12 protein-coding genes are annotated in these 15,615 nt (G+C 73.6%); 10 read left to right on the top strand and 2 right to left on the bottom strand.

Features of this window, described 5'->3' with window-relative positions; genetic code table 11:
- The first annotated feature begins 38 nt into the window (after nucleotides 1-38).
- From MNZ27_RS03395 to MNZ27_RS03385, 3 genes are all read left to right on the top strand, one after another.
- Nucleotides 39-1,058 carry an RluA family pseudouridine synthase gene (locus MNZ27_RS03395; protein ID WP_242392626.1) on the top strand — a complete coding sequence of 340 codons (1,020 nt, stop codon included), beginning with the start codon at nucleotides 39-41 and terminating at the stop codon, nucleotides 1,056-1,058.
- Between the two features lie 35 nt (nucleotides 1,059-1,093).
- Complete coding sequence (locus MNZ27_RS03390) at nucleotides 1,094-3,661, top strand: penicillin-binding protein 1A (RefSeq protein ID WP_242392625.1); 2,568 nt, start codon at nucleotides 1,094-1,096, stop codon at nucleotides 3,659-3,661.
- A 157-nt stretch (nucleotides 3,662-3,818) separates the two neighbouring features.
- A complete protein-coding gene (locus MNZ27_RS03385; protein WP_242392624.1) occupies nucleotides 3,819-5,906 on the top strand; it encodes a methyl-accepting chemotaxis protein in 2,088 nt (695 codons plus the stop codon).
- Between the two features lie 154 nt (nucleotides 5,907-6,060).
- Here the strand turns inward: MNZ27_RS03385 and MNZ27_RS03380 are convergent, their stop codons facing one another.
- On the bottom strand, nucleotides 6,061-6,498 hold the full coding sequence (locus MNZ27_RS03380) for an EVE domain-containing protein (protein WP_242392623.1): 438 nt from the start codon (nucleotides 6,496-6,498) through the stop codon (nucleotides 6,061-6,063).
- Nucleotides 6,499-6,585: 87 nt separating this feature from the next.
- Here MNZ27_RS03380 and MNZ27_RS03375 point away from each other — a divergent pair, with 87 nt between their 5' ends.
- The 6 genes from MNZ27_RS03375 (at nucleotide 6,586) to MNZ27_RS03350 (ending at nucleotide 10,289) form a co-directional block, all read left to right on the top strand.
- Nucleotides 6,586-6,987, top strand: a complete 402-nt coding sequence (locus MNZ27_RS03375) for a Sec-independent protein translocase subunit TatA/TatB (protein WP_242392622.1) — start codon at nucleotides 6,586-6,588, stop codon at nucleotides 6,985-6,987.
- The gene (gene tatC, locus MNZ27_RS03370; RefSeq protein WP_242392621.1) at nucleotides 6,984-7,775 is read left to right on the top strand and encodes a twin-arginine translocase subunit TatC; all 792 of its coding nucleotides are present in this window, start codon (nucleotides 6,984-6,986) and stop codon (nucleotides 7,773-7,775) included. The genes MNZ27_RS03375 and tatC overlap by 4 nt, the downstream gene beginning before the upstream one ends.
- A 71-nt stretch (nucleotides 7,776-7,846) precedes the next feature.
- Complete coding sequence (locus MNZ27_RS03365) at nucleotides 7,847-8,044, top strand: hypothetical protein (RefSeq protein WP_242392620.1); 198 nt, start codon at nucleotides 7,847-7,849, stop codon at nucleotides 8,042-8,044.
- A 13-nt stretch (nucleotides 8,045-8,057) separates the two neighbouring features.
- Nucleotides 8,058-9,254, top strand: a complete 1,197-nt coding sequence (locus MNZ27_RS03360) for an acetyl-CoA C-acyltransferase (protein ID WP_242392619.1) — start codon at nucleotides 8,058-8,060, stop codon at nucleotides 9,252-9,254.
- Between the two features lie 89 nt (nucleotides 9,255-9,343).
- Nucleotides 9,344-9,541: a hypothetical protein gene (locus MNZ27_RS03355; RefSeq protein WP_242392618.1), complete on the top strand. Its 198-nt coding sequence runs from the start codon at nucleotides 9,344-9,346 to the stop codon at nucleotides 9,539-9,541.
- Between the two features lie 58 nt (nucleotides 9,542-9,599).
- Entirely contained in the window at nucleotides 9,600-10,289 is a 690-nt protein-coding gene (locus tag MNZ27_RS03350; protein WP_242392617.1) for a rhomboid family intramembrane serine protease, read from the top strand.
- Nucleotides 10,290-10,350: 61 nt separating this feature from the next.
- Here the strand turns inward: MNZ27_RS03350 and MNZ27_RS03345 are convergent, their stop codons facing one another.
- Nucleotides 10,351-13,269 carry a DUF6982 domain-containing protein gene (locus MNZ27_RS03345; protein WP_242392616.1) on the bottom strand — a complete coding sequence of 973 codons (2,919 nt, stop codon included), beginning with the start codon at nucleotides 13,267-13,269 and terminating at the stop codon, nucleotides 10,351-10,353.
- A 121-nt stretch (nucleotides 13,270-13,390) separates the two neighbouring features.
- Between MNZ27_RS03345 and MNZ27_RS03340 the strand changes: the two genes are divergently transcribed.
- Nucleotides 13,391-15,331: a YgiQ family radical SAM protein gene (locus MNZ27_RS03340; protein WP_242392615.1), complete on the top strand. Its 1,941-nt coding sequence runs from the start codon at nucleotides 13,391-13,393 to the stop codon at nucleotides 15,329-15,331.
- The last annotated feature ends 284 nt before the right edge of the window (nucleotides 15,332-15,615 follow it).

Genomic DNA, 15,615 nt, shown 5'->3' with positions numbered 1-15,615 from the left:
GCCCCGCCCCGCCCCCCTTCTCCTGCTAGAACAACCCCGTGATCCAGCTCACCATCTCCGAGGACGCGGCCGGTCAGCGGCTCGACAAGCTCGTCCGGAAGGCGCTCCAGGGCGTCCCGCTCTCGCACGTCTACAAGATGTTCCGGACCCGGAAGATCCGGGTGAACGGCGCGCGCGGGAAGGCGGAGCAGCTCGTCGCCGCGGGCGACGTGGTGGTGATCCGCGGCGACGAGGAGCGGCTCCTCGCGCCGCCGCAGGAGGGCGCCGCCCCGGGGGCGGTGAAGGTCACCTTCCGGGTGCTGCACGAGGACGAGGACGTCCTCGCGGTGGACAAGCCGGCCGGCCTGGCGGCGCATCCCGGCACCGGGATCACCGGGGCGACCCTGGTCGAGATGTCGCGCGCTTATTTGAAGACCCCGGGCGATCTCCCGCCGACCGAGTTCCGCCCCTCGCCGGCGCACCGGCTGGACCGCGACACCTCCGGGGTGGTCCTCGTCGCGAAGCACCGCAAGGCGATGGTCCGGCTCACGGAGATCTTCACGAGCGGCGAGGGCATGAAGAAGACCTACCTCGCCCTGGTGAAGGGGAAGATGCCGCGGGAGGCCGGGACGATCGACCTTCCGCTCTCCGAGCACGAGCAGACGGCGCGGTCGAAGGCGCAGCGCGGCGTGAACTTCCAGGAGGCGCTCACGCGGTGGAAGGTCCTCTCCGCCGCTCGAGAGATCTCGCTCCTGGCGGTGAGCATCGAGACCGGTCGCACGCACCAGATCCGCCGGCACCTCGAGGCGATCGGCCACCCGGTCGCGGGCGACCGCCGCTACGGCGACTTCGCCTTCAACCGGACCGCGAAGCAGCGCTGGGCGCTCCGGCGGATGGGGCTCCACGCCTGGCGGCTCCAGATCCCACATCCGCGCACCGGCGATCCCTTGAGGCTCGAGGCGCCGTTCCCCGCCGAGCTCGCGGAGGTCCTCTCCAGGGCGAACCTCGCGCTGCCGGAGGGGCTGGCCGCCGGCGGAGCGGGCACCCGCCGGGCCGGGCGGGCGGCGCGCGACCGTTGAACAGGCGCGCGGAGGACGCATAGATTCGCAGCCCGATGACCGACACCCCGAGCACCTCCCCGCAGCGGTCCGGCGCGGACGTCCCCTCCCGCGTCGTCCTCGACGGGCTCCCGGCGCGGACCCTCTGGCGCCGCGCGCTGCGCTGGGGGCTCTTCCTCGGGATCGCCCTCGTGAACGCGGGGCTCGTCGCGGGCGCGATCGGGTGGTGGACCCTCTCGAAGGGCCTCCCCGACATCCCGACGCTCGACCGCTACCGCCCCCCGATCGTCACCGAGATGATCTCCGCCGACGGCCAGATCGCCGGCGAGTTCTTCGCGGAGCGGCGCAAGGTCGTCCCGTACGAGCGGATCCCGCGGCAGCTCGTGCAGGCGTTCATCGCCTCCGAGGACCAGCACTTCTTCGAGCACGGCGGGGTGGACCTGCTCGGCACGCTGCGCGCGGCGGTGAACACCTACGTCCTGCGGCGCCGCGTGCAGGGCGGCTCGACCATCAGCCAGCAGACCGCGAAGTCGATCCTGATCAGCGCCGAGGGGTTCGAGCGCGGCACGAAGAAGAGCCTCCGGCGAAAGCTCCGCGAGCTGATCCTCGCCCGCCGGCTCGAGGCGGCGTTCACGAAGGAGCAGATCCTCTGGATGTACCTGAACGGCGTCTACCTCGGGCACCACAGCTACGGGGTCCAGGCGGCCGCGGAGAACTACTACCGCAAGAACGTGGAGGACCTCTCCCTCGAGGAGGCGGCGCTCATCGCGGGCCTCCCCCAGGCACCGTCGCGCTACTCGCCCTTCTCGCACCCGGCGGCGGCCAGCGAGCGGCGGCGCTACGTGCTCCGCCGGATGGCCGAGGAGGGGATGATCACGCAGGAGGAGCGGGCGCGCGCCGCCGCGGCCGAGGTGCGGGTGCACGGCGTGGACGACGTCTTCCGCGAGACCGCGCCCTTCTACGTCGAGACGGTGCGCCGGCAGATCGTCGAGCGTTACGGCAACGATCGGCTCCTCTCCGACGGCCTGCGGGTCGAGATGGCGATGGACCTCGAGCGCCAGCGCGCAGCGCAGGCCGCGATGCTGAAGGGGCTCATCGAGGTCGACCACCGCCAGGGCTTCTACGGCCCCGTCGCGAACGTGAAGGGCGCGGAGCGGGCGGCGCTCGAGGAGCGGCTCGCGAAGGCGTGGCCCGCCGGCACCCTGCGGGTGGGCGATTACTGCGTGGGCGTCGTCGAGCGGATCGACGACCGGGCGGGCGTGGCCGAGGTCGCGGTCGGGACGGCGCGCGGCCTCCTCCCCGTCTCCGGGATGCGCTGGGCGCGCCGGCCGAACCCGCTGGTGAACTACCAGGCCGCGCTCGTGGCGCGGGTGTCGTCGGTGCTCGGGCCGGGGGACGTGATCGTGCTCCGGCGCGTCGAGCGCGCGGAGCTGGTGCGCCGCGAGGTCTCGCTCGCGGCGGGGCGGTCGAAGGACGTGCCGGAGGCGGACCTGCTCTTCACGCTCGAGCAGGAGCCGAAGCTCCAGGGCGCGCTCGTGTCGGTGGATCCGTGGTCCGGGTACGTGACCGCGATGGTGGGCGGCTACGACTTCGAGGCGTCCGAGTTCAACCGCGCCTTCCAGGCGTGCCGGCAGCCCGGCTCGGCCTTCAAGCCCATCGTCTACTCCGCGGCGGTGGAGAAGCTCGACTTCACGCCGGCGACGATCCTCACCGACGCGCCGATCGTCTTCCGCGACGAGGCGAACAGCTGGAAGCCGCAGAACTACGGCCAGGACTTCAAGGGCGACGTGACGCTGCGGACCGCCCTCGTGAACTCCATGAACATCCCGGCCGTGAAGACCGCGGAGGCGCTCTGGAACAAGCTGGGGGACCAGGCGCTCGGCGAGTGGGCGAAGCAGCTCGGCCTGACCACGGCGGTGAAGCCGGAGCTCGGGAGCGCCCTCGGCTCGTCCTGCGTGAACCTGTGGGAGCTCACGAACGTGTACGCGGTCTTCGACCGCTACGGCGAGAAGCGGCCCAGCGGGTTCGTGAAGCGGGTGCTCGACCGCGACGGGGACGTCCTCGAGGATCACGCCGACTGGCGCGATCCGTGGGTGCCGCTCGAGGAGCGGCTCGCCGCGGGGGTCGCCGAGGTGAGCCGCCCGCGGGAGCAGGTGATGGACCCGCGGACCGCCTACATCCTCGTCCGCCTGATGCGGGAGGTCGCCACCGTCGGGACCGGCGCCCAGGCCGCCGCGCTCGGCAAGCCGGCCGCGGGCAAGACCGGCACCACCAACGACTCCTTCGACACCTGGTTCATGGGCTTCACCCACGACCTCGCCACCGGGGTGTGGCTCGGGTACGACGTGAACGAGGTGCCGCTCGGCCCCTACGAGACCGGCGGCCGCACCGCGCTCCCCGTCTGGCTCGACTACATGTCGCGGGCGCTCCGGAACCGGCCGCAGCCCGAGTTCAGGGCCCCGGCGGGCATCGTCGAGGTGCGGATGGACCCCGACACCGGCAAGCCGGCGGCCCCGGGCGCCCGCGCGGTGTACGAGCCCTTCAAGGTGGGGACGGAGCCGACCGCCGCCGACGCCGCGGGGGAGCAGCAGAAGGTCGAGGTCCAGGACCTGTTCATGCAGTGACCTTCCGCGGTGGGTGCGGGTGGGCGTGGCGCGCGGGCCCGCGCCGGCGGCTCCCCCGGACCGGCGATTTGCGTCACCCCGCCGCGACCGGTAGCATCCGAGGATCACCGATCGGCCCGACGCGGCGTTCACGCCGCGTGACCGACAGCGCGCCCTCATGATCCAGACCGTCGCGAAGCTGGGAGTGAAGCGCAGCCTGCTGCTCTCCATCGCGGTCGCGTTCGCCACCGCCGGCACGACCACCGGGTACCTCGTGAACCGCACCGCGCGCGACGCGCTCGAGGACGCGATGGTCCACCGCGGCGAGTCCGCGGCCCGCGTCTACGCGGCGGAGATGGCGAGATCCCTCGCGGAGAAGCGGGACGACGAGATCGCGAAGGAGGTCGCGGAGAGCTGGGACGAGATGTCCTTCGCCTACGCGGTCGTCCTCCGGGACAACCTCACCATCGCCGGCGCGCGGATGGCCCCGGGCTTCCACGGCTCGGCGGAGAAGGTCGTCGCCGAGCACGTGACCCACGGCCTCGCCGCCACGCACTTCGCGTACGGCAACGACCTCGCCTTCACGCGTCCGGTCACGCTGCGGGTGCCCACGCCGGCCGGCGGCGAGGAGCGCCGGATCGGGTTCGTGCTGCTCGGGCTCCGCTCGGAGGACCTCGACACCCAGGTGCACGAGGTGGCGTGGCGGATGATCGTGCTCCTGTTCGTCGGCGGTCTGGCGTTCGCCGGGCTCGCCTTCGCCTTCATCTCGCGGAACGTGCTGCGCCCCCTCGACGAGATGAGCGCGGTGGCGCGCCGCGTCTCCGACTGCGACCTCACCGCGCGCGCCGCGCCGCAGGGGGACGACGAGCTCGGGACGCTCGCCAGCTCGCTGAACCGGATCGGCGAGAACCTCGCGGTCACCCTCTCCCGCGTGCAGACCGTGACGGGCGGCGTCGCCACCGTCATCGAGGGCATCTCGAAGACCGGCGCGTCGGTCACCTCCGGGGCCGGCACCGTCTCCGCGCGGGTGGCCGACACCTCGGCGTCGATGGGCGAGATGATCGCGTCGCTCAAGGGGATCGCCGACAACGTGGAGGTGCTCGCGCAGAGCGCCGAGGAGTCGTCGTCGTCGATCCTCGAGATGGCGGCGACGAACGACGAGGTGGCCGAGAACATCCAGGCGCTCGCCGCGAGCGTCGAGGAGACCACCGCCGCGATCGAGCAGATGACGTACTCGACCAAGGAGGTCGCGAAGAACATCGAGGACCTCTCCGGCACCACCGAGGAGACCAGCTCCTCGATGAACGAGATGGACGTCTCGATCTCGCAGGTCGAGACCAACGCGAACGAGACGGCGAAGCTCTCCGAGCAGGCGCAGCGCGACGCCGAGTCGGGCGCGGAGGCCCTCTCCCGCACCCTCGCCGGCATCGACAAGATCAAGGAGTCGTCGCGCGAGGGGGCTCAGGTCATCGAGGCGCTCGGGAAGAAGATCCAGGCGATCGGCAACATCGTGGACGTCATCGACGACGTCGCCGAGCAGACGAACCTCCTCGCCCTGAACGCCGCGATCCTCGCGGCCCAGTCCGGCGAGCACGGCAAGGGCTTCGCGGTGGTCGCCGACGAGATCAAGGACCTCGCCGAGCGCACGGGCGCCTCGACGAAGGAGATCAGCGAGCTCATCCGCGCGGTGCAGGAGTCCTCGCGGCTCGCCGTCTCGGCGATGGAGCGCGGCGTCCAGGCGGTCGAGGTCGGGGTCCGGCTCGGCCAGGAGACCGAGACGGCGCTCAAGAAGATCGAGGACTCGTCCCGCCGCTCCACCCAGATGGTGAAGGCGATCGCCCGGGCGACCATCGAGCAGGCCCGCGGCTCGAAGCAGGTGACGATGGCGATCAACCGGATCGCCGAGACGGTCCAGCAGATCGCGAGCGCCACCGGCGAGCAGGCGCGCGGCTCCGAGCAGATCATGAAGAGCGCCGAGAAGATGCGGACGATCACCAAGCACGTCGAGCGCTCGTCGCAGGAGCAGGCGCGCGGGTCCAAGCAGATCACCCGCGCGATCGAGTCGATCTCCGAGATGGTCCACCAGCTGAACCGGGCGCAGAAGGAGCAGACCAAGGGCTCGGAGCAGGTGATGACGGCGGTGGTGCAGATCAAGCAGGTCGCCGAGGCGCAGACGCACTCCGTCCGCGAGCTCGAGTCGGCGATCGTGGACCTCGCGAGCCAGGCGGAGGTGCTCCGCGGCGAGGTGCGGCGGTTCAAGATCTGACGCACGATCGCTGCCTGCGATCGGCGGACTCGTCGCTGCGTTGCTCGGCGTACGAGAAGAAGTACGCCTCCGCTGCTCGCTCCTCTTGCGCCCGTCTCGGCGACGCGCTCGTGCGTCAGACCGGGGCGCGACCCCCGCCCCCAGAACCGCTCCCTCAGAACCGCTCCTCCGGCCGCAGCCCGCCGGTGCGCGCGATGACGTCGGCGAGGGCTTGGATCTCGCGCCACTCCGCGGGAGACAGCGGGACGATCTTCGATCGCCCCTGCGTGAGCAGGACGGATCCCTCGAAGGCCGGCTCCTCCTTCAGGGCGTCGAGGGGCACGGGGGCGGGGAGCGGCTCGAGCGCCTTCAGGTCGATGCAGAGGAGGCCCGCGGTGCCCGGGTCGGGGTAGGCCGCCCCGAGCACCTCCGCGACGCCCATCGCGCACCGCGCGCCGGAGTCGTAGACGATCACCCGGTCGCCCGGCCGCATGGCGCGCAAGCTCGCTTGCGCCTGGGAGCTCGCCAGCCCGGTCCAGGCGCGGCGGCCGTCCCTCTCGAGATCTTCCCAGGAGTACGCCCCCGGGTCCGTCTTGAGCAGCCAGCAGGCCATGCGCGAGGACGTTAGGGGTCGCCCGACGCGCCGGCAACAGGTACGGCCGAAAGCCGCGTCGTGCGGCGCGTGTTATACCCAAAACCCATGTTCGGACTGTCCTTCGGAGAGCTCGTCATCATCGCGGTGCTCGCGCTCCTCCTCCTCGGCCCCGACAAGCTCCCCGACGCCGCGAAGACCGTCGCGAAGGGCCTGAAGGAGTTCAAGCGCGCGACCGAGGATCTGAAGGAGCAGGTCGGGTCCGAGCTGAAGTTCGACGATCTGCTCCGCGACGAGCCTAAGATCGCGCCGCGGCCGGCGCTGGTGCCGCCGGTGCCCGCCGCCGTCCCCGAGCCCTCCGGCCCGCCGCCCGGCGCCACCACCGAGAACGTGCCAGGTCTCGAGGCCGCGCTCGCCGAGCCCGCCGCGCCGCAGGCCGCCGGCGCCGATGCGGCACCCCCTGCTCCCGCTGCTCCCGCGCAGAACGCCCGGAACCCCCAGAACGCATGAGCGCCCCCGTCCCGCAGCTCCCCCCGCCCGAGCCCGAGAACGAAGTCAAGCTGACCTTCATCGAGCACCTCCGGGATCTCCGGAGGTGCCTCATGCGCGCGGTGGTCGGCATCGCGGTCGGCATGGCGGTGGTGGGGTGGTTCGTCCCCCAGATCGTCCACTGGCTCATGGCGCCGGTCCGGAACGCGCTGCCCGAGGGGAAGCAGACCCTCGTGTACACGAGCGCGATCGAGCCGATGATGGTCTACATCAAGGTCGCGCTGTACGGCGGGGTCTTCGCCGCGGCGCCCTGGGTGCTCTACCAGCTCTGGAGCTTCGTCGCGCCGGGGCTCTACAAGCGCGAGAAGCGGATCGCCTCGCGGTTCGTCTTCTTCGGGACGCTGCTCTTCTACAGCGGCGCGGCGTTCTGCTACTTCCTCGTGATGCCGCCGGCGTTCCCCGCGATGCTCGCGTTCGCGGAGGACTCGACGCTCACGCCGATGCTCTCGCTCTCCGAGCAGCTCGGCCTCGTGCTCGCGATGCTCCTCGGCTTCGGGATCGTGTTCGAGGTCCCGGTGGTGATCGCGTTCCTCTCGATGATCGGCCTCGTGGACTACAAGCTGCTCGCCCGGTACCGGCGGATCGCGATCGTCGTGAACGTGACCCTCGCCGCGATCATCACCCCGACCGGCGATCCCCTGAACCTCGCGATGATGGCGGTGCCGATGATCGTCTTCTACGAGGTGGGCATCGTCCTCGCGCGCGTGCTCGGGAAGAAGAAGGAGCCGGCCCCGGCGCTCGAGGGGTGATCGCCGCGCGCCCGGGGCGCCGCCCCGCGTGCGGGTTCGACGCGGGCCCACGCCCGCGCTAGCATCGCGCCATGTTCTTCGAGGCGGTGGCGGGCCTCTTCGCCGTCTACATGCTCGTCCGGCACGTCCCCCGCGCCGCCGCCGCGCTGCGCGGCGGGGCGCCGGGGGGGCGAGCCGCGGCGACGGTCGCGATCCTGAACGTGGCGCTCGCCCTGGCGATCCTGGTGGTCTCCGTGAAAGGGCTGGCCGGCGGCCTTATCAGGAGGTGACGGAGGGTCACCCATGAAGCGGGCCGGCCAGCAGGACGTCGTCTTCCTCGCCGCGAAGCGGACCCCCTTCGGGACGTTCGGCGGCACGCTCAGGGACCTGAGCGCGACGGATCTCGCGGTGCACGCGGCGAAGGCCGCCCTCGCCCAGGCCGGCGCGCCGCCGGAGGACTACGGGCACGTGGTCCTCGGCAACGTCGCCCAGACCTCGACCGACGCGATCTACCTGTCCCGCCACGTCGGGCTCCGCGCCGGGCTGCCGCAGTCCGTCCCGGCGCTCACCGTGAACCGGCTCTGCGGGTCCGGGTTCGAGGCGGTGATCCAGGCGGCGATGCTCATCGAGACGGGGCAGGCGGAGCTCGTGCTCGCCGGCGGGACGGAGTCGATGAGCCAGGCGCCGCTCGTGCTGCGCGGCACCCGCTTCGGCTTCCCGCTCGGGAAGCCGCCGCCGGTCGAGGACCTGCTCTGGTCGGCCCTCACCGACAGCTACGCCGGCATGCCCATGGCGCTCACCGCGGAGAAGCTCGCGGAGCAGTACCGCATCGGGCAGGACGCCGTGGACGCGTTCGCGGTCTCCTCCCAGCGGCGCTGGGCCGCGGCGGAGGAGGCCGGTCGGTTCCGCGAGGAGCTCGCCCCCGTCGAGGTGAAGGGGAGGAAGGGCCCGGTCGTCTTCGGCCGCGACGAGCACCCGCGCCCGGACACCACCGTGGAGGGGCTGCGGAAGCTGCCCAAGATCTTCAAGCCGGACGGCGTGATCCACGCGGGCGCGGCGAGCGGGATCGCGGACGGCGCCGGCGCGCTGGTCCTCGCGTCGGCCGCGTACGCGGAGCGCAAGGGGCTGCGGCCGCTGGCGCGGCTCGTGAACTGGGGGCACGCCGGGGTCGATCCGACCGTCATGGGGATCGGCCCGGTGCCGGCGATCCGGAACGCGCTCACCCGGGCCGACGCCCCCCTCGACGCGTTCGATCTCTTCGAGGTGAACGAGGCGTTCGCGCCGCAGTACCTCGCGGTCGAGCAGGCGCTCGGCCTGCCGCGCGAGCGGACCAACGTGGACGGGGGCGCCATCGCCCTCGGCCATCCCCTCGCGGCGAGCGGGGCGCGGATCACCATGCACCTCCTGTACGAGCTCCGGCGCCGCGGCGCGAAGGCGGGGATCGGCGCCGCCTGCATCGGGGGCGGCCAGGGGGTGGCGGTCGTCGTCGAGGCGCTGTGACGGCGAGGCCGGCGCTCCCGAGCTGCCCGGCCCGAGTTCTTGCCGGGCCCCGCCGCCGAGGGTAGGGTCGGGTCGGACGGAGGGCGCGGATGGCCGATTTCACGGGCGTGAAGGTGTTCACGACGACGCTGGCGCGGGATCGCGAGGCGATGGGCGACCACATCACGAGGTGGCTCTCGGAGAACCCCGACCTCGAGGTGGTCGACAAGGAGGTGACCCAGAGCTCGGACCGCGAGTTCCACTGCCTGAGCATCACCCTCTTCTACCGGGACCGGAAGGGAGCCTGAGGCCGTGCGACCGCGCCGCTCGTTTCGCCTTCCGGACGGGCTGACCTTCGGCGGCCGCGTGCCCCCCGCGGTCGGGCTCGTCGTCGCGCTCCTCGCCGTCGGTACGCTGACCGGGTGGATCACCGGCCTCGCCGGCGTCGCCGCGCTCGATCCCGGCCGGTTGCTCCAGGGGCAGCTCTGGCGCCTGGTGGCCTGGGCGTTCGTGCAGCCGCGCGGCGACGTCCTGGGGCTCCTCTTCGGCGGCATGATCGTCTGGTGGACGGGCGCCCAGCTCGCGTACGTGTGGGGCGAGGCGCGGTTCCTGTTCCGGTTCTTCGCGCTCGCGGTGGGCGCGAGCGTGGTCGCCACCCTCGCCGCGATCGTCTGGCCTCCCGCGTCCGTGCCGCACCTCGGCGTGTGGCCGGTGGCCAACGCGCTGCTCCTCGCCTGGGCGCTGCTCTACCCCGAGCAGCAGGTGAGCATCTGGGGCGTCCTCCCCGTCACCGGCCGGACGCTGGGGCTCCTCGTCGTGGTCGGGACCCTGCTCTACGGTCTCGCGTCGGGCGGCCTGCCCGGCCTCGGGTTGTTCGTGCCGCACCTCGGGGCGCTCGCGCTCGCCTGGGCGTTCTCCCAAGGACGGCTCCCGACGCGCCGCTGGAGGCTGCAGCTCCGGGACTGGTGGCAGGAGCGCGAGTTCCGTCGCAAGTCCCGCCACCTCAAGGTCATCCGCAAGGACGGCAAGGACGAGCCGCCGCGCTGGATGAATTGACGTTGACGTAGCGTGCGCTCGGGGCCGGCGGCGAAGCCGTCGCTCACCCGAGCTCGCACGCCTAGCTGACGGTCACCGCTCGCGCCGCCGCCCGGTAGACCCAGATCCGCGCGGTGTTGGTGCGGGTGTCGGCTGGGATCATGAAGAAGCCGGCCGTGCCCTCCTGGTAGTCGGGGCTGAAGCCCGCCACCTGACGGCCGTCGGCGAAGGTGACCCGCACCTTCCGCCCGGACGGAGCCGAAGCGTGCTCGCCGTGGGACAGCATGAAGAAGATCGCCTTCACGTTCCCGGTGGCGAGCGGCTCGGGGGCGGCTCCGGGGGCGGGCGCGAGCGCGAGCTCGCTGGCGGCGAGGTCGGCGTCCTCGAGGACGCCGCGCTTCACCTGACCCTCGACGGTGTGGATCACCACGCGGTGCACGCCCGTGATGACGCTCGCGGGCGCGGCGTCGAGCTCGAGATCGATGTCGGCGAGGTCGTCCACGGGCTCCGGGGCGGCGGCCCGGGCCGGGGGCCGGGGGAGCGCGGGCGGCGCCGCGGCGGCGAGGGGCGGCGGCGGGGGCCGGACCGGGACCGACGCGGTCGGTGCCGCGACCTCCTCGGCCGGGATCTCCTCCAGGATCTCCTCACCCTCGATCGTGGGGATCTCGTCGAGGTCGCTCGCCGGCGGGAGCTCGGCCGCGCTGGCGGTCTCGACGGGGAGCGGGTCGGGGTAGGTGGACGGCTTCGCGGCGGCGAGGTCGAGATCGAGCTCCAGCGGCGCCTGGGCGCCCTCGCCCGCGGACGGTCCGCCCGCGGCCGCGAGGTTGTAGCCCGGCGCGAGCGCGTCGAAGTCGGGCGCCCCCGCGCCCAGATCCGGCGCGGATCGATCGAGCTCCGGCGGCGGGCCGGCGAGAGACAGGTCGAGCTCCGGCTCGGGCTCCGCGAGATCCCCCCCCTCGAAGCGGCCGAGGGAGATCGGACCCCCCTCCGCGGCGCCGCCCGGAGCCGCCGGCTCGGCCGCAGCGGCGTCCCACGGCGAGGGCGCGTTCCCCGCCGCCCACTCCGGGGCGGCGGCGTCCACGACGGCCTCGAAGGAGCCGCCGGACTCGAGCTGGAACTCCCGGTCGAGCGCGGCCTCGGGGTGCGTGTCGCCGGATCGTGCGGGCGCGGCGTCGTCGAGAGTGGCCGCCGCGAAGGCGTCCCCGGGCGCGAGCGCGTCCGCGCCGGGCGAGGCCGAGAAGCCGGTGGTGTCGTCGTACTCGCCCGCGAGCGCTCCGGGCGCGCCGGACGCCGCGTCGGGAGGGGTCACCCCGGCGGCGCCCGGCTCCGGGGCGAGCAGGGCGTCGAAGGCGTCCGTCACCGCGAGGTCGGCGGACGGAAGCGCGGACTCGTCGTACTCGCCGACGGGCGCCTCCACCGGCGCGGGGGGCTCGGCGGCGAGCTCCCAGCCCGCGGGCGCGGCGTCGCCCGCGTCGAGCGCGATCGGTGCCGGAGCGGCGGGAGCGGGCTCGAGCGAGGGGTCGGCGTCGGCGGCCAGGTCCGGGAGCGGCGCCGGGGCGTCGAGCGCGGAGGGATCGCCCTCGGTCGAGTCCGCGAGCGGGGCCTCCACGCCTGCTCCGGCCCCCCGGCCGTCGTCCGAGAGCTCGACGACCTCGCTCGCCGCGCTCTCCCATGCCGCCGTGAGATCGCCCTCGGGTGCGGTCTCCGTGGTCCACTCCTGGTCCGAGGTGGTCGCCGCGGGCTCGGCAGCCTGCGCCGCGAACGCGTCGAGATCGGCGAAGGGCTGAGCGGGCGGAGCGTCCGGGTGCCACGCGGGAGCGCTCTCGTCCGGCGCGCCGGGGACGGCGACGCCGGGATCCTCGCCGGCGGCGGGCGCGGCGGGCGCGGGAGGCGCTTCGAGCGCCAGGCCGTCCAGCGCGGCGTCCAGGTCGGTCGGAGCGGCAGGAGCGTCCGCCCCACCGGGATCGAAGGCGGGCTGTTCGGGGTCCCAGCCCTGGGCGGCGGGGTCGGCGGCGTACGCGGCGGGGTCGTAGCCGGGGGCGTTCGGATCGGCGTAGCCGGCGGCGTTCGGGTCGTAGGGCTGGGCGGCGGGATCGAAGGCGGGCTGCTCGGGATCCCAGCCCTGGGCGGCGGCGGGGTCGGCGGCGTAGGCGGCGGGGTCGTAGCCAAGGGCGTTCGGGTCGGGGTAGCCGGCGGCGTTCGGGTCGTAGGCCTGGGCGGCGGGATCGAAGGCGGGCTGGTCGGGATCCCAGCCCTGGGCGGCGGCGGGGTCGGCGGCGTAGGCGGCGGGGTCGTAGCCGGGGGGGTTCGGGTCGGCGTAGCCGGCGGCGTTCGGGTCGTAGGGCTGGGCGGCGGGATCGAAGGCGGGCTGCTCGGGATCCCAGCCCTGGGCGGCGGCGGGGTCGGCGGCGTAGGCGGCGGGGTCGTAGCCGGGGGCGTTCGGGTCGGGGTAGCCGGCGGCGTTCGGGTCGTAGGCCTGGGCGGCGGGATCGAAGGCGGGCTGCTCGGGATCCCAGCCCTGGGCGGCGGCGGGATCGGCGGCGTAGGCGGCGGGGTCGTAGCCGGCCGCACCGCTCGGAGCTCCGCCCTGCGTGCCCGCGAAGGCGGCGTCGAGCTCGTCCCCGAGCGACGTGGGATCGAAGAACGGATCCGCGTCGCCCTGCGCGCTGCCGTCGAGCGCGGCGAACGGCTCGGCGGGCGCCTCGGGCGCTGCCTCTCCCGCCGGTCCGGGCCCGGGCTCCGGCTGCGGCGCCGGAGCGGTGGCCAGCTCCGGCTGCGGCGCCGGACGATTGCGGAGGCCGGCGGGCAGCAGCGACTCGCGCAGGCGCGCCGCGGCCGAGCTCACGTCGAAGCCGCCCGTGCCGGCGGGTGCGGAGACCTCCGGCCCCACCAGCTCGCGCAGCTCGGCGAGCCGGGCCTCCTCTTCGAGGGTGAGCCCCTCCGAGAGTCGCTTCTGGTCGAGGAGGCGGAACTCCTTCATGACGCTGCGCGGATCGGGCATGTGCAGTGTTCGGCCGGCGGGAGGAGAGGGGCGCGAGCCGGCGCTCCGATGCCTGGATGATACCTCGCAGGCCGGGAGGGGAGAAAGGCGCCCTCCCTTGATTTCGCGAGAAGACACGGCCATGTATGCGGCCGCCATGCACCGGCTCCCGGTCCTCGAACCGCCCCGCGGCCGCAACGCCGCCCCCGGCCCCGGGGCCTTCCTCCCGACCTCGCCGGAGGAGCTGCAGGCGCGGGGCTGGGCCGAGCTCGACGTCCTGCTCGTCACGGGCGACGCCTACGTGGATCACCCGAGCTTCGGCGCGGCGGTGATCGGCCGGGTGCTCGAGGCGGCCGGCTACCGGGTGGGGATCGTCGCCCAGCCGGACTGGAAGACCACGCGGGACGTCCTCCGCCTCGGGCGGCCCAGGCTCTTCGCCGGCGTCACCTCGGGTGCGATGGACTCGATGGTGAACCACTACACGGCCCACAAGCGGCCCCGCTCCGACGACGCCTACACGCCGGGCGGCGTCGCCGGCCGGCGGCCGGACCGCGCCACGACCGCGTACGCGCGGCTGGTCCGCGAGGCCTTCGGCCCGACCCTCCCCGTCGTCCTCGGAGGGATCGAGGCGTCCCTCCGCCGGATCGCCCACTACGACTACTGGGACGACCGGGTGCTCCCGTCCGTCCTCCTCCCCTCCGGCGCCGACCTGCTCGTGTACGGCCAGGGCGAGAAGCCCGTGCTCGAGATCGCCCGGAGGCTCGCGTCGGGCGAGGACATCTGCGGCCTGGTGGACGTCCCCGGCACCGCCTTCGCCGTCCCCGACCTCGCGATGGCGACGCTCGAGGGGCGCGGGCGCGGCGTGCTGGAGCTGCCCGCCTTCGAGGAGATCGTCGCCGACCGGCGGCGCTTCGCGGAGTTCAGCCGCCTCTACCACCTCGAGCACAATGGCGAGAACGCGCGCATCCTGGTGCAGCGCCACGGGCGCGGGGAGCGGGCGCGCTTCGTCGTGGTGAACCCGCCCATGCCGGCGCCCACCACCGGGGAGCTGGACCGGGTGGCCGAGCTCCCCTACACGCGCGAGGCCCACCCGTCCTACGGCGGGGCGCACCTCCCCGCGCTCGAGCAGATCCGCTGGTCGGTGCAGATCCTCAGGGGCTGCGCCGCGGGCTGCGCGTTCTGCTGCATCACCGAGCACCAGGGGCGCGAGGTCGCCTCGCGCTCCGAGGCGAGCGTGATCCGCGAGATCGAGGGGCTCGCCCGCAAGGAGAGCTTCCGGGGCACCATCACCGACGTGGGGGGCGCGACCGCGAACATGTGGCGGATGACCTGCACGAGCCCGGAGGCGCACCGGGTCTGCCGCCGCGCGTCCTGCCTCCACCCCGCGGTGTGCCGCTTCTTCGAGACGGACCACGGTCCGCTCCTCGACCTCTACGCGAAGGCGCGCGCGGTGAAGGGGGTGAAGCACCTCTTCGTCGGCTCGGGCGTCCGCTACGATCTCGCCCAGGCGGATGCGCGGAACGGCGCGCGTTATCTGAAGACCCTGGTCGCGCACCACGTCTCGGGGCAGCTCAAGGTCGCCCCCGAGCACGTCTGCGAGCCGGTCCTCCAGGTGATGAAGAAGCCCGGCCTCGCCTCGTTCGAGCGGCTCCGCCGCGACTTCGAGCGGTACACGCGGGAGGCGGGCAAGGAGCAGTACCTCGTCCCGTACTTCATCTCCTCGCACCCCGGCGCGTCGCTCGAGGAGGCGGTGCAGCTCATGGAGTACCTGCAGGCGAACCGCTGGAAGCCGCAGCAGGTGCAGGACTTCATGCCGACCCCGATGACCCTCGCCACGGACATCTACTGGTCCGGCTACCACCCGATGACCGGCCGGCCGGTGCACGTGACGCGGGACATGGAGGAGAAGCGGATGCAGAAGGCGCTCCTCCGCTGGGGCGATCCGAAGAACCGGCCGCTGGTCGAGAAGGCCCTCCGGAAGACGGGCCGGCTCCGCCCCGGCGAGTGGCTCGGGCCGGGGACGCGATCGCGAAGCCGCGGCATGGAGCAGCGGCCCGGCCACCGCCGAGACGGAGGGCGCTGACGGCGGGCTGGCGGATTCGAATGCGCCCGTGACCCGTGCGCGTCACCGTCACCGGCTTTCCCGTGACCCGTGAACCGCGTTCCGTGGCCCGTGGCCCGATCCCCGTGGTCCGACGGCCAGACGGATCACGGGCAGGGGACACGGGAGGCGGGAATCGGGCACGGGGGATCGGTCACGGTGACGGCCACGGCCACGGGCCGAGGCCGGTCCCCGGCTCCACACTCGCGCGGGATGTCCCCTGACGGGCAGGCGAGGCCCCGGCCGCTTCGCGCCGGCCCGGGACG

This window comes from Anaeromyxobacter oryzisoli, from assembly GCF_022690765.1.
GTDB lineage: Bacteria > Myxococcota > Myxococcia > Myxococcales > Anaeromyxobacteraceae > Anaeromyxobacter > Anaeromyxobacter oryzisoli.
Note: the sequence above shows the minus strand (reverse complement) of the source record. Positions and strands in the feature narration are given on the sequence as shown.

Bases quoted from the DNA above. Each gene is read 5' to 3' on its own strand.
- MNZ27_RS03390 (WP_242392625.1), top strand. From the start codon at position 1,094: ATGACCGACACCCCGAGCACCTCCCCGCAGCGGTCCGGCGCGGACGTC.
- MNZ27_RS03385 (WP_242392624.1), top strand. From the start codon at position 3,819: ATGATCCAGACCGTCGCGAAGCTGGGAGTGAAGCGCAGCCTGCTGCTC.
- MNZ27_RS03380 (WP_242392623.1), bottom strand. From the start codon at position 6,498: ATGGCCTGCTGGCTGCTCAAGACGGACCCGGGGGCGTACTCCTGGGAA.
- MNZ27_RS03375 (WP_242392622.1), top strand. From the start codon at position 6,586: ATGTTCGGACTGTCCTTCGGAGAGCTCGTCATCATCGCGGTGCTCGCG.
- MNZ27_RS03345 (WP_242392616.1), bottom strand. From the start codon at position 13,269: ATGCCCGATCCGCGCAGCGTCATGAAGGAGTTCCGCCTCCTCGACCAG.
- MNZ27_RS03365 (WP_242392620.1), top strand. From the start codon at position 7,847: ATGTTCTTCGAGGCGGTGGCGGGCCTCTTCGCCGTCTACATGCTCGTC.
- MNZ27_RS03340 (WP_242392615.1), top strand. From the start codon at position 13,391: ATGTATGCGGCCGCCATGCACCGGCTCCCGGTCCTCGAACCGCCCCGC.
- tatC (WP_242392621.1), top strand. From the start codon at position 6,984: ATGAGCGCCCCCGTCCCGCAGCTCCCCCCGCCCGAGCCCGAGAACGAA.
- MNZ27_RS03355 (WP_242392618.1), top strand. From the start codon at position 9,344: ATGGCCGATTTCACGGGCGTGAAGGTGTTCACGACGACGCTGGCGCGG.
- MNZ27_RS03360 (WP_242392619.1), top strand. From the start codon at position 8,058: ATGAAGCGGGCCGGCCAGCAGGACGTCGTCTTCCTCGCCGCGAAGCGG.